This is a genomic window from Burkholderia sp. BCC0506, from assembly GCF_902833145.1.
In the GTDB taxonomy this organism is placed as follows: Bacteria; Pseudomonadota; Gammaproteobacteria; order Burkholderiales; family Burkholderiaceae; genus Burkholderia.
This window is the reverse complement of record NZ_CADFEN010000006.1, coordinates 66,683-80,793: the sequence shown is the minus strand read 5'-3', so window position 1 is coordinate 80,793 and position 14,111 is coordinate 66,683. Positions and strand designations below refer to the sequence as shown.

7 protein-coding genes are annotated in these 14,111 nt (G+C 69.8%); 6 read left to right on the top strand and 1 reads right to left on the bottom strand.

The window, feature by feature from the left end:
* The first annotated feature begins 4 nt into the window (after window positions 1-4).
* From HWX62_RS15400 to nagE, 6 genes are all read left to right on the top strand, one after another.
* A complete protein-coding gene (locus tag HWX62_RS15400; protein ID WP_175927863.1) occupies window positions 5-3,220 on the top strand; it encodes an error-prone DNA polymerase in 3,216 nt (1,071 codons plus the stop codon).
* 312 nt (window positions 3,221-3,532) lie between these two features.
* Complete coding sequence (locus tag HWX62_RS15395) at window positions 3,533-4,267, top strand: GntR family transcriptional regulator (RefSeq protein WP_175927862.1); 735 nt, start codon at window positions 3,533-3,535, stop codon at window positions 4,265-4,267.
* Between the two features lie 122 nt (window positions 4,268-4,389).
* Window positions 4,390-5,493 carry an N-acetylglucosamine-6-phosphate deacetylase gene (gene nagA, locus HWX62_RS15390; RefSeq protein WP_175927861.1) on the top strand — a complete coding sequence of 368 codons (1,104 nt, stop codon included), beginning with the start codon at window positions 4,390-4,392 and terminating at the stop codon, window positions 5,491-5,493.
* A complete protein-coding gene (locus HWX62_RS15385) occupies window positions 5,486-6,517 on the top strand; it encodes an SIS domain-containing protein (RefSeq protein ID WP_175928168.1) in 1,032 nt (343 codons plus the stop codon). The genes nagA and HWX62_RS15385 overlap by 8 nt, the downstream gene beginning before the upstream one ends.
* A gap of 15 nt (window positions 6,518-6,532) precedes the next feature.
* Window positions 6,533-9,115 carry a phosphoenolpyruvate--protein phosphotransferase gene (ptsP, locus tag HWX62_RS15380; RefSeq protein WP_175927860.1) on the top strand — a complete coding sequence of 861 codons (2,583 nt, stop codon included), beginning with the start codon at window positions 6,533-6,535 and terminating at the stop codon, window positions 9,113-9,115.
* 87 nt (window positions 9,116-9,202) lie between these two features.
* Window positions 9,203-10,972 carry an N-acetylglucosamine-specific PTS transporter subunit IIBC gene (gene nagE / locus HWX62_RS15375; RefSeq protein ID WP_175927859.1) on the top strand — a complete coding sequence of 590 codons (1,770 nt, stop codon included), beginning with the start codon at window positions 9,203-9,205 and terminating at the stop codon, window positions 10,970-10,972.
* Between the two features lie 159 nt (window positions 10,973-11,131).
* On the opposite strand, the gene HWX62_RS15370 is transcribed toward nagE, so the two are convergent.
* Window positions 11,132-13,618, bottom strand: a complete 2,487-nt coding sequence (locus HWX62_RS15370; protein ID WP_175927858.1) for a family 20 glycosylhydrolase — start codon at window positions 13,616-13,618, stop codon at window positions 11,132-11,134.
* Between the last annotated feature and the right edge of the window lie 493 nt (window positions 13,619-14,111).

The following is a 14,111-nucleotide window of genomic DNA, read 5'->3' as shown; positions in this document are numbered from 1 at the left end:
GAAGATGGTCGCGGAAGTCAGTTTGCTGCCCGATTACGCGGAGTTGTTCTGCCGCTCGAATTTCTCATTCCTGCATGGCGCGTCGCATGCGGAGGAACTGGTCGAGCGCGCGGCGGAGCTCGGCTATCGCGGGATCGCGATCACCGACGAATGCTCGCTCGCCGGCGCGCCGCGCATGCATGTCGCCGCGCAAGAGAAAGGGCTGCCGCTCGTCATCGGTTCGTATTTCGACGTCACGCCGGATGACGTCGCGCCCGGCCACGACCCGGGCCCCGGTGCGTTCGGGCTCGTGTTGCTCGCGCAGAACCGCGAAGGGTACGGCAATCTTTCCGAGCTGATTTCGTGGCGGCGGATGGAGGCGCCGAAGGGCACGTACCGGCTGACGTCGCGAATGTTGTCGAGGCCGCCTGAGAAATTCGCTCATCTGCGCGGGATGCCCGACTGCTTCGCGATCCTCGTGCCCGCGTACCCGGTGCGGGCAGATGTGCTCGACGCACAGGTCGCGTGGTTTCGCGCGACGTTCGGCGAGCGCGCGCGGCTCGGGCTCGTGCAGTTGCAGCGCGCGCTCGACGGCGTGCAGCGCGACGAGATTCGTGCGGCCGGCAAACGGCGCGGCGTGCGCATCGTCGCGCTCGGCGACGTGACGATGCATAAGCGCTCATGCAAACCGTTGCAGGACGTGATGACGGCGATTCGCGTCGGGATGCCGGTCGCCGAGTGCGGCTATGCGCTCGCGCCGAATGCGGAGCAGCATCTGCGTGCGCGCGGGCGGATCGCGAAGTTGTTTTCGCCGGGCGAGATCGCGGAGACCTGCGCGATTCTCGATGCGTGCGATTTCGATCTCGGCAAGCTGCGCTACGAGTATCCCGACGAGATCGTGCCGAAGGGGCTCACGCCGGCGCGCTATCTGGAACGGGAAACCTTCGCCGGCGCGGCCGACCGTTATCCGAACGGCATCCCGGAAAAGGTAGACAAGCAGATCCGCCATGAACTCGACCTGATCGCCCGGCTGAGCTACGAGCCGTTCTTCCTGACCGTCTACGACATCGTCAAATACGCGCGCAGCCAGAACATCCTGTGCCAGGGCCGCGGCTCGGCCGCAAATTCGGTCGTCTGCTATTGCCTCGGCATCACCGAGGTCGATCCCGACCAAAGCACGATGCTGTTCGAGCGTTTCATCAGCGAGGAACGCGGCGAGCCGCCCGATATCGACGTCGACTTCGAGCATCAGCGCCGCGAAGAAGTGATCCAGCATATCTACGAAAAATACGGCGAGGACCGCGCCGCGCTCGCGGCCGCCGTCTCGACGTATCGCCCGCGCGGCGTGCTGCGCGAGACCGGCAAGGCGCTCGGCGTCGATCCGATGCTGGTCGATCGCGTCGCGAAGGGGCACCGCTGGTTCGACGGCAGCCGCGATCTGCTGCGGCAATTCGCGTCGACCGGGCTCGATCCCGAAACGCCGCTGATTCGCACATGGGCCGAACTGGCGGGGCGCTTGCTCAATTTTCCGCGCCACCTGTCGCAGCATTCGGGCGGCTTCGTGATCAGCCGCGGCAAGCTCACACGGCTCGTGCCGGTCGAAAATGCGGCGATGGACGGGCGGCGCGTGATCCAGTGGGACAAGGACGATCTCGAGGCGCTCGGGCTGATGAAGGTCGACGTGCTCGCGCTCGGCATGCTGTCGGCGCTGCATCGCGCGTTCGACCTGCGCACCGCGTGGCGCGGGCCCGAGAAGGACGGCGAACCGTTCACGCTGAAACACATTCCGCAGGATGACAAAGCCACTTACGACATGATCTGCCGGGCCGATACGGTCGGCGTGTTCCAGATCGAATCGCGGGCGCAGATGTCGATGCTGCCGCGGCTGAAGCCGCGCAACTACTACGATCTCGTCGTCCAGGTATCGATCGTGCGACCCGGGCCGATTCAGGGCGGCGCGGTGCATCCGTATCTGCAGCGGCGCAGGATCGTGGCCGGCGAAGAGGAGGGCGAGGTCACGTATCCGAGCGACGCGCTCAAGGCTGTGCTCGAACGCACGCTCGGCGTGCCGATCTTCCAGGAACAGGTGATGCAGATCGCGATCGTCGCGGCGGGCTTCACGCCTGGCGAGGCCGACGCGTTGCGGCGGGCAATGGCCGCGTGGAAACGCAAGGGCAACCTCGAGAAGTATTACGGCAAGATCGTCGACGGCATGCTCGAGCGCAACTACACACGCGAATTCGCCGAGCAGATCTTCGAGCAGATCAAGGGCTTCGGCGAATACGGTTTTCCCGAAAGCCACGCGGCCAGCTTCGCGAAACTCGCCTATGCGAGCAGCTGGCTCAAATGCCACGAACCGGCGATCTTTCTCGCCGCGCTGTTGAACAGCCAGCCGATGGGGTTCTATCCGCCGTCGCAGCTCGTGCAGGATGCGAAGCGCCACGGCGTGCAGGTCCTGCCGATCGACGTGACGCAAAGCACCTGGGAAGCCGCGCTCGAAGCGCTGCCCGGCCAGCCGCCCCCACACGGTCAGCCGGCCGTGCGGCTCGGCCTGTCGCTCGTGCGCGGCCTGGGCGAAGCCGCCGCGCGCCGCATCGAAGCCGCGCGCACCGCCGGCCCGTTCGACAACGTCGACAGCCTCGCGCGCCGCGCGCAGCTCGAACGCCGCGATCTCGAAGCGCTCGCCGCCGCGAACGCGCTCGCGACGCTCGCCGGCCATCGCCGCGATGCGCTGTGGCAGGCCGTCGCCGCGGCGCCCGAACGCGACCTGCTCGCCGCCGCGCCGATCGACGAAGCGGAGTCGCCCGCGCTCGGCGCGCCGTCGGAAGCCGACGACATCCGCGCCGACTATCACACCACCGGCCTCACGCTGAACCGCCACCCGGTCGCGCTGCTGCGGCCCGCGTTGCGCGCGCAGCAGCTGTCGTCCGCGGCCGAGCTGCGCGACCGTCCCGACGGCAGGCTCGCGCGCGCATGCGGGCTCGTGATCGCGCGACAGATGCCGGGCACCGCGAAAGGCGTGATGTTCATGACGCTCGAAGACGAAACGGGCTGCGTGAACGTGATCGTGCGGCCCGAGCTGCTCGCGCGGCAACGCCGCGAAACGCTCGATTCGCGGCTGCTCGCGGCGTCTGGCGTGTGGCAGGTCGTGAGCGACGTGCGGCACCTCGTCGCGCAGCATTTCGAGGATCTGACGCCGCTGCTCGGCGGTCTGCACACGTCGAGCCGCGAATTCCACTGATCCGCGCGTCGCACCGGCGCTCTGTCGTCAATGCATACCAGTCAGCCAAATTGGTTCTATTCTGGTCTCATATTCGTGCCGGAAACCCGGCCGGTCCACGCACTGGAACTGTCCCCCTGCATACCACCTCGGGTAAATCCCTATCCCGAACTGCGTTGTAAACAAAGGCTTTGCCGATACTAAAACGCTTGCCGCACAAGGCTTCCGGCGATTTGCGTCGCGCTAATACCAGTTCGTTGACTGGTATTATGGTGGTTATATAATGCGTTCAACTTCGGCGGCCTCGAGCCGTCGTCCGACACCCGGAGGCACATGGAAACCGGCTGGTCCGAACTGGCGCCCGATCCCCTCGACGACACGCCGCTCTATCTGCAGCTCGCCCGCAATCTGGCGAGCGCGATCCACGCCGGCGCGTGGCGGGCCGGCGAGGCGCTGCCGTCGGAGCGGTTGCTGTCGGGGTCGGTCGGCGTGTCGCGGATCACCGCGCGTCGCGCGCTCGCGCTGCTGGTCGAGCAGGGCCTGATCAAGCGGGCGCGCGGGGCCGGCAGCTTCATCACGCCGCGCGTCGCCGATCCGCTGTCGCGGCTCGTCGGCTTCACCGCGAAGATGCGGCAGCGCGGCTTCGTGCCCGATTCGGTGTGGCTGTCGCGCACGCTGCGCGCCGCGACCCGCGACGAGCTCACGCGTCTCGGCCTCGCGCCCGGCGCGACGGTGGCGCGGCTCGAACGGCTGCGCCGCGCGGACGGCATCGTGATGGCGGTCGAGCATTCGACGCTGCCGGCCGCGGTGGTGCCCGATCCGCAGGCGCTCGGCGCGTCGCTGTACGAATACCTCGAGACGCGCGGCATGACCGTCGTGCGCGCGCTGCAGCACTTTCGCGCGGCGAACGCGACGCATGCGATCGCGAAATGGATGGCGGTGAAGCCGGGCTCGGCGCTCCTCGTGATCACGCGCATCGGCTACGGCGCCGACCAGCGCGCGATCGAGGTGACCGAAACGTATTGCCGCGACGACTATTACGACTTCGTCGCCGAACTGAAACGCTGACGCGCGAGACTGCCCGCGCATCGCGCGCGATCGCGACGGAACGCAATCGCGTGCAATGAATCGCAACGGATTGGCACATCACGACGCGGATGCCCGCGTCACCCGATCATCAAGAGAACGTCATGCTGACTGGCAACATCCTCACCCCCGACGGCTGGATTCTCGGTTCGCTCGATAGCGAGAACGGCCGCATCACCACGCTCGACGGCACGCCCGTCGATCCCGCGCAGAACGACGCGCCGTACATCCTGCCCGGCTTCATCGACCTGCACGTGCATGGCGGCGGCGGCGCCGACGTGATGGAAGGCGGCGACGCGATCGAAACGATCGTCCGCACGCACGCGCAATTCGGTACGACGAGCCTGCTCGCGACGACGATGACCGCGCCGCGCGACGAGCTGATGGACGTCGTCGCGCACCTCGGCACCGTCGCGCGCACCCGCACGCCGGGCGGCGCGCGCGTGCTCGGCGTGCATCTGGAAGGACCGTACATCAACCCCGGCAAGCTCGGCGCGCAGCCCGACGCGGCCGTGTCGGCCGTGCTCGACGAGGTGCTGAAGTACCTGTCGATCGCGCCGATCCGCGTCGTCACGCTCGCGCCGGAAATCGCGGGCCACATCGAGATCATCGGCGAGATGGCCGCGCGCGGCGTGCGCGTGCAGCTCGGCCATTCGCTCGCGACCTACGACGACGCGGTCGCCGCGCTCAAGCATGGCGCGTGCGGTTTCACGCACCTGTTCAACGCGATGTCGCCGCTGCATCACCGCAACCCGGGCCTCGTCGGTGCGGCGCTCGCGCACGCCGAATACGCGGAAATCATCCCCGATCTGCTGCACGTCCACCCGGGCGCGATCCGTGCGGCGCTGCGCGCGATTCCGCGCCTGTACGTCGTGACCGACAGCACGTCGGCCACCGGCATGCCCGACGGCGAATACCGGCTCGGCAGCCAGCACGTCACCAAGTGCCTCGGCGGCGTGCGGCTCGCCGACGGCACGCTCGCCGGCAGCACGCTGACGATGGACCAGGCGTTGCGCAACCTCGTGTCGCTCGGCCTGCCGATCGCCGACGTGTCGAACCGGATGTCGCGCTATGCGGCCGACTACCTCGGCATCGCCGATCGCGGCCGCCTCGAGCGCGGCGCATGGGCCGACCTCGCGGTGTTCGATCGCGACCTGAACCTCACCGCGACCTACGTCGAAGGAGAATCGATTGTCGAATATGCTTAAGGAAGCGCGCGAGTCCGCCCAGGTCGTCGCCGCGCAGATCGCCGACACCACGCGCGTCGAAGCGCTCGCCGGCCAATTGCTCGATCACCCGCCGGCCGTCGCGCTGACGGTCGCGCGCGGCAGCTCGGATCACGCCGCCAGCTATTTCGCGAGCCTGACGATGAGCCGCCTCGGCGTGCCGGTCGCGTCGCTGCCGATGTCGGTCGCGACGCTGCAGCAGGCGCCGCTGAAGGTGCAGGACCAGCTCGCGCTCGCGTTCTCCCAGTCGGGCAAGAGCCCCGATCTCGTCAACACGATGGCCGCGCTGCGCGAAGCCGGCGCGCGCACCGTCGCCGCCGTGAACGTGCTGCCGTCGCCGCTCGCCGACGCGTGCGAACACCAGTTGCCGCTTTTGGCCGGCCCCGAACTGTCGGTCGCCGCGACCAAGAGCTACATCGCGATGCTGTCGCTGTCCGCGCAGATCGTCGCGTACTGGCAGCGCGACGCCGCGCTGGTGACCGCGCTGCGCGGGCTGCCCGACGTGCTCGCGCAGGCCGGCCGGCTCGACTGGTCGCCGGCCGTCGCGGCGCTCGCGGGCGTCGAGCGGATGATCGTGATCGGCCGCGGCCTGGGCCTCGCGATCGCGCAGGAAGCCGCGCTGAAGCTGAAGGAAACGTCCGGTATCCAGGCCGAGGCGTTCTCGAGCGCGGAAGTCCGCCACGGCCCGATGGAGCTGATCGACCGCGACTATCCGCTGCTCGTGTTCGCGCCGCCGGGGCCGGAACAGGCCGGGCTGTTGCAGCTCGCGCACGACATGCGCGCACGCGGCGCCGCCGTGCTGCTCGCGGCGCCCGCCGGCACGCCCGGCGTATCGACGCCCGGCGTATCGGGCACCGTGCTGCCGCTCGCGCAGTCCGCCCATTCGGCGCTCGACCCGATCGCCGCCATTCTTTCGTTCTACGTGATGGCGGCGGATCTCGCCGTCGCGCGCGGCCGCAATCCCGACACGCCGCGCCACCTGAACAAAGTCACCGAAACGCACTGATAGCCGAGACAGCCGATGAGACGCGCCGAGGAATCCCAGTTGAAGAGCCCCAACCACGATCAGATCGTCCTGCTTAGCCCGTTGACGGGGCCGATCGTCGCACTGGCCGACGTGCCCGATCCGGTGTTCTCCGGCGGGATGTTCGGCGACGGCATCGGCATCGACCCGCTCGCGGGCCGGCTCGTCGCGCCGTGCGCGGGCGTCGTGTCGCATCTCGCGCGCACCGGCCATGCGGTGACGATCACGACGCCGCAAGGCGCGGAAGTGCTGCTGCACATCGGCATCGACACCGTCGAGCTGAACGGGCAGGGCTTCATCGCGCACGTCGAAGCCGGCGCGCGGGTCGAAGCGGGCGCGCTGCTGATCGAGTTCGACCAGGACGCGGTGGCGCGCCACGCGCATTCGCTCGTGTCGGTGATCGCGATCGCGAATTCCGACGCGTTCGAGGTGGTCGATCGCGCGAGCGGTTTCGCGACCGCCGGCGAGACGCCGTTGCTCGCGCTGCGCGGCAAGGGCGCAGCCGCCGCGCAGGCGGCGCAGGCCGGCGCGGCCGCGCAGAACGAAGTGCGTCGCGAGATCGTGCTTGCGCAGCCGGGCGGGCTGCATGCGCGGCCGGCCGCGCGGGCGCGCGAATCGGTGCGCGGGTTCGACGCGACCGTCGACGTGCTGTTCGACGGTCGCAAGGCGTCGATCGCGAGCGTCGTCGGCCTGCTCGGCCTCGGCGCCGGCGAAGGCGCGACGGTCGAACTGGTCGGCCGCGGCGCGCACGCGCAGCAGGCCGTCGATGCGGTCGAGCGCGAACTGCTGCGCGAAGCGCACGGCGAAGTGGAGGAAAAGCCGGCGCGACTGAAATCGCCCGCGCCGCAGACCATCGCGCACGCCACCGGCGCGGCGCTCGATCCGAACACGCTCGCCGGCGTGTGCGCCGCGCCCGGCATCGCGGTCGGCACGCTGGTGCGTCTCGACGATGCGGACATCGTGCCGCCCGAACAGGCGGCCGGTACGCCCGCCGCCGAAAGCCGCCGCCTCGATCACGCGCTGAAGGCGGTCGACGCCGAGCTCGCCGAAACGGTGCGCAACGCGTCGGCGCGCGGCGCGGTCGGCGAGGCGGGCATCTTCGCGGTGCATCGCGTGCTGCTGGAAGACCCGACGCTGATCGACGCCGCGCGCGACCTGATCAGCCTCGGCAAGGGCGCGGGCTTCGCGTGGCGCGCGACGATCCGCACGCAGATCGACACGCTGTCGAAGCTCGACGACGCGTTGCTCGCCGAGCGCGCGGCCGACCTGCGCGACATCGAGAAGCGCGTGCTGCGCGCGCTCGGCCACACGAGCGGCGCCGCGCGCGCGCTGCCCGATGAAGCCGTGCTCGCGGCCGAGGAGTTCACGCCGTCGGACCTGTCGTCGCTCGATCGCGAGCGCGTGACCGCGCTCGTGATGGCGCGCGGCGGCGCGACGTCGCACGCGGCGATCATCGCGCGCCAGCTCGGCATCCCGGCGCTGGTGGCGGTCGGCGACGCGCTGTACGCGATTCCGGACGGCACGCAGGTCGTCGTCGACGCGAGCGCGGGCCGGCTCGAACACGCGCCGACCGCGCTCGACGTCGAACGCGCGCGGCACGAGCGCCAGCGTCTGGACGGCGTGCGCGAGGCGAACCGGCAACAGGCAGGCGAGGCGGCCGCGACGGTCGACGGCCGTGCGATCGAGGTCGCCGCGAACATCGCGACGCTCGACGACGCGCACACCGCCGTCGACAACGGCGCGGACGCGGTCGGCCTGCTGCGCACCGAACTGATGTTCATCCATCGCCAGGCTGCGCCGACGGTGGTCGAACACCAGCAGAGCTATCAGTCGATCGTCGACGCGCTGCAGGGCCGCACGGCGATCATCCGCACGCTCGACGTCGGCGCGGACAAGGAAGTCGACTACCTGACGCTGCCGCCCGAACCGAACCCGGCGCTCGGCCTGCGCGGCATCCGTCTCGCGCAGGTGCGCCCCGATCTTCTCGACGATCAACTGCAGGGCCTGCTCGCGGTGAAGCCGTTCGGCGCGGTGCGCATCCTGCTGCCGATGGTGACCGACGCGGGCGAGCTCGTGCGGCTGCGCAAGCGCATCGACGAGTTCGCGCGCGCGCAGGGCCGCACCGAGCCGATCGAGGTCGGCGTGATGATCGAGGTGCCGTCGGCCGCGCTGCTGGCCGACCAGCTCGCGCAGCACGCGGATTTCCTGTCGATCGGCACCAACGACCTCACGCAGTACACGCTCGCGATGGACCGCTGCCAGGCCGATCTCGCCGCGCAGGCCGACGGCCTGCATCCGGCCGTGCTGCGCCTGATCGACATCGCGGTGCGCGGCGCCGCGAAGCACGGCAAGTGGGTCGGCGTGTGCGGCGCGCTGGGCGGCGATCCGCTCGCGGTGCCGGTGCTCGTGGGCCTCGGCGTGACCGAGCTGTCGGTCGACCCGGTGTCGGTGCCGGGCATCAAGGCGCGTGTGCGCCGCCTCGATTACCCGTTGTGCCGCCAGCGTGCGCAGGATCTGCTCGCACTCGACTCGGCACAGGCGGTAAGGGCAGCAAGCCGCGAGGTCTGGCCGCTCGACTGAACGTCGGCGGCGGGCACGCGGCCCGTTTCACTACGAAAGCAATTAGGTCAACGACGCTTAACGACGAGACATGGATTGGAGGATTGAATGGACGGGAATCCGTTTCTGAAAATACAGGGCCTGGGCCGGGCGCTGATGCTGCCGATCGCGGTACTGCCGGTCGCCGGCATCCTGCTGCGACTCGGCCAGCCGGACGTGTTCAACATCAAGATGATCGCCGACGCCGGCGGCGCGATCTTCGACAACCTGCCGCTCTTGTTCGCGATCGGCGTGGCGGTCGGTTTCGCGAAGGATAACAACGGCGTGGCGGCGCTCGCGGGCGCGATCGGCTACCTGATCGAAACCGCGATCATGAAGGACATCGATCCCAAGCTGAACATGGGCGTGCTGTCCGGGATCATCGCGGGTGTCGTCGCGGGCCTGCTGTACAACCGCTACAAGGACATCAAGCTGCCGGACTACCTCGCGTTCTTCGGCGGCAAGCGGTTCGTGCCGATCATCACGGGGCTCGTGTGCGTGATACTGGGCATCGCGTTCGGGTACGTGTGGCAGCCGATCCAGCATGCGATCGACGCGGCCGGCCAGTGGCTGACGACGGCGGGCGCGATCGGTGCGTTCGTGTTCGGCTTCCTGAACCGCCTGCTGCTCGTCACCGGCCTGCACCACATCATCAACTCGCTCGCGTGGTTCGTGTTCGGCAACTTCACGCCGCCCGCCGGCGGCGAGATCGTGCACGGCGACCTGCATCGCTTCTTCGCGGGCGACCCGAGCGCGGGCACCTTCATGGCCGGCTTCTTCCCGATCATGATGTTCGGCCTGCCGGCCGCGTGTCTCGCGATGCTGCACGAAGCGCCGAAGGAGCGCCGCGCGATGGTCGGCGGCCTGCTGTTCTCGATGGCGCTCACGTCGTTCCTGACCGGCGTGACCGAGCCGATCGAGTTCAGCTTCATGTTCCTCGCGCCGGTGCTGTACGTGATCCACGCGGTGCTGACGGGGCTGTCGCTCGCGATCTGCCAGATCCTCGGGGTGAAGCTTGGCTTCACGTTCTCGGCGGGCGCGATCGACTACGTGCTGAACTACGGGCTGTCGACGAAGGGCTGGATCGCGATTCCGCTCGGCATCGCGTACGGCGTCGCGTACTACGGGCTGTTCCGTTTCTTCATCCGCAAGTTCAACATGGCGACGCCGGGCCGCGAGCCGGCATCGACCGATGCGGCCGCGGAGTCGTACGCATCGGGCGGTTTCGTCGCACCGGCCGCGGGCGCGGCTGCCACGGCTGCCGCACCGCGTGCGCAACGCTACATCGCCGCACTCGGCGGGGCCGGCAACCTGTCGGTCGTCGACGCGTGCACGACGCGCCTGCGCCTGACCGTCGTCGATCCGGAGAAGGTATCGGAGCCGGAACTGAAGTCGATCGGCGCACGCGGCGTGCTCAAGCGCGGCGGCAACAGCGTGCAGGTGATCATCGGGCCGGAGGCCGACATCATCGCCGACGAGATGCGTGCCGCGATCGGCGCCGGTGCGACCGGTGCGGCCGCGCCGGCGACGGCCGCCGCCGCGCAGCCCGTCACGGGCGCGGCCGCCGGCCCGCTCGATCCGGAGCCGACCCGCTGGCTGGCGGTGTTCGGCGGCGCGACCAACGTCGTGTCGCTCGAGGTGGTGGCCACCACGCGCCTGCGCGTGGTCGTGCGCGATCCGTCGGCGGTCGATCGCGAGCGTCTCGGCACGCTTGACGTCGCGTGGGTGTCGCTCGACACGTTCCACATCGTCTGCGGCAACGCGGCGGCACGCTATGCCGAACAGCTCGGCGCGCGCCTGCCGCCGTCGGGCGGCGGGGCGGCGGCACAGCCGGCGTGATGCGGTGAAGCCGGCCCGCTCGGTCCGCGCGGCGGATCCGGGCCGGCGGTCAAAAGTAAAACGGCTTGCGACGCGTCTGTCGCAAGCCGTTTTACTTTTGGGGCGGGCGATGGGCGATGCGTTGGTCCGCGTCGCCCATCGCCCGATACCTTCACCCGTTCACGGATTCGTCAGCGTGAAGGTCGGCTTCCGGTAGCCGACGCCGGCGCGCTCCAGCTTCGGCAATTCGCGTTGCGCGAGCAGCGTCGCGAAGCCGGCCCAGTCGCGCTGCAGCGCGGCGATGTCGACGTGGTGCGTGTCGCCGCGCCTGAAGCGCACGCCGGCCGCATACGGCAGCTCCCAGTCGGCCCGGTGCCACGCGCGCTCGGCGAGCGCGAGCAGCCGCGGGTACGCCATGTATTCGAGGAACGTGTCGTTGCGCATCACCTCGCCCCACGCCTGGCCCTGGATGCCTTCGATGCGCGGCGCGGGGCCCGTGCCCGTCACCTCGAACGGGTTGCCGTCGCGGTCGCCCATCACTTCGGCGTTCTGCGGCAGGTTCTCCGGCGCGAACGAGAACACCTTGTACTCGTCGGTCGCGTGCGAGCCCCAGTAGTAGCCGCGCTCGCGCGGGTTGAGCGTGTACGGGAAGTCGAAATACAGGTAGTCGGGCAGCGCGAGCACCGTCAGATAGCCCTTGCCGCTCAGGTCGCGCGCGCTGTCCGACGCGCCCCAGAAGATCGTGTCCCACAGCGACACCATCACGTGGCGCGTGCTGAAATCCTGCGGCCCGTTCGCATGCTTGATGCCGTCCTGCCATGCGGCCATCGTGTCGATCCCGTTCGCGTTGACGGCCGCGCTCACCTGTTTCGCGAAACGCGTCGGCAGCTCGTCGATCGACTTGATCTCGCCGCGCTGGAGCAGCGCCGTGCACGCGGGCGACCGCGCCCACGGCTTGTCCTGCGCGGCCAGATCGATGCGCCCCTTGTTCGGGTCGGTGCCGTTCAGCGGCTGGAAGCCGCCGCCGAGGAAGATGTTCTTCGCTTCGTCGCCGCCGTAGTGCCAGGTCTGCAGCGGCGCCTGCGCGTCCGCGTGCATCGCCGCGATCTCGCGGATCACCTTCGACGCGAAGTTGAGCGCGCCCGGCACGCACGGGTTCAGGTCGCTGCGCCGGTCGTAGAACTGCACCGTCGTCAGGTTCGTCGTGTCCTGCGGGTCGAGCAGCCGGTACGCGTTCGCCTCCTGCTCGCGGCCCGCCGCATGCAGCCGCCGGTAACGCGCCTCCATCGTCACGACGGCCGCGCGCGCATGCGCCGGCATGTCGATCTCGGGGATGACCTGCACGAAGCGCGCGGCCGCGTAGCGCACGAGCGCCACGTAGTCGTCGCGTGTCAGGTAGCCGCCGCCCGAGCGGTTGTCGGGGCCGGAGCCGAGCTGCGGCAGCAGGCAGCGCGTCTCGCTCGGGTCGTGGCAGCGGCGTCCCCCGATCTCGGTCAGCTCGGGCAGGCCGGGAATCTCGATGCGCCAGCCTTCGTCGTCGGACAGATGCAGGTGCAGGCGGTTGAGCTTGTACGCGCTCATCTGGTCGATCAGGCGGCGCAGCGTCGCGGGCTGCTTGAAGTTGCGCGCGAGGTCGACGTGCATGCCGCGATGCGTGAAGCGCGGCGCGTCCTCGACGAGCATCGCCGGGATCGGGCCGCCGCCGGCCGGCGCGAGCGAGTAGAGGGTCTGCACGCCGTAGTAGAGGCCCGCGCGGTCGTAGCCTTCGATCAGCACGCCGCGCGGTCCGATCGCGAGCCGGTAGCCGCCGGGGGTCGCGATGTCGCCCGGCAGCCGGCGCGGCGCGACGAAGCCGCGCACCGGCACGCGAGCGCCGTCGAGGCCGAGGGTCGTCGCGCGCTCGCGCAGCGCCGCGACCTGCGCATCCGGCAGGTCCGGCAGCGCGAGTTCGACGCCGCGCAGCTCGAGCGTGCCGGGCAGCGGCTGCTCGCGCTTCACGCTCGGCAGCGCGCGGCCCGGATCGGGCCGTGCGGCCACGGGCGGCGCGTTGCCGGTCGAGTTGTTCTGCGCGTCGGCCGGCAGCGATTCGACGTAGCGCAGCTCGTTGTCGGTGTCGTTGTAGCGCAGCACGGCCGGCGGTGCGCCGTCGACGACGACATACGGGCGCGGAATCACGTCGCTGTAACGCAGCAGCCAGTATTCGGCGACGAACGGCAGCTCGATGCGCTCGCCGGGTGCGAGCCGCACCGAGCCCGGTTGCGGCGTCAGCTCGTACAGGTCGCCGGTGAGCCGCCGCAGCGCGAAGCCCGGGCGGTCGATCCGCAGCAGGCGGCGGATGCTGTGCAGGTAGAGCTTCCAGCCGCCGTCGGCGATCGCCTGGTGGCCGCGGTTCTGCAGGATCAGGCGGCCGGTCGCGCAGGCGGCGCCGTCGGCGCCGAGATCGGCGCACGGCACGCCGGCCGCGGCCGCGTGGTTGTTGTCGACGGCCACGCGCAACGCGAGGCCGTTCGACAGCAGCGTCGCGAGGCCGGCCGCCTGGGCGGCGGCCGATGGCGCGGTGCCGGCGTTCGCGGCGGAGGCGGCCGGCGCCGGCAGCGCCGAGATCGCAGCCGGCGACAACACCGCGATCAGCAGGCCGGCAATGAGGGATGGCAAGGTACGCTTCATTCGACCTCCTGAGAAAAAGAGGGCGTAGCGGCGTCGTGGCGACGTCGCTGCGAACGGGTCTTTCAGTGGAGCGGCGGGAGATACCGGCACGCGGGGCGATGCGGCAGCACCGCGCGCATTCGGCACGCGCGAGCGTGCGTTACGGAACGGGAGGCGGGCATGCGTGCCGATCGGATCGGCGCGGCGGCGTGCGCGGATTCATCGGCGGCACGCGGCAACCGCCGCGACGGCGAGGCGGCCGCGACCGACGGCATTCGTCCGGCCGCGCACGCGCGCGACGACGGCGCGCGCCGCGGCACACGGACGTCGACCTGGCGCGCAGGCGCACGCCACACACGGGATTCGCATGTCTCCCCCACCCAGAAGGAATCGGCCTGTCAGCGGCCGTGTCCAACGATCTTATGAAACCTTTTATTGGTATTCAAGTGGTATCAATCTGGCGCTAAATTGGCATCGCTCTGACATGCGTATCCGCGCGACCGGGACGAAAAAA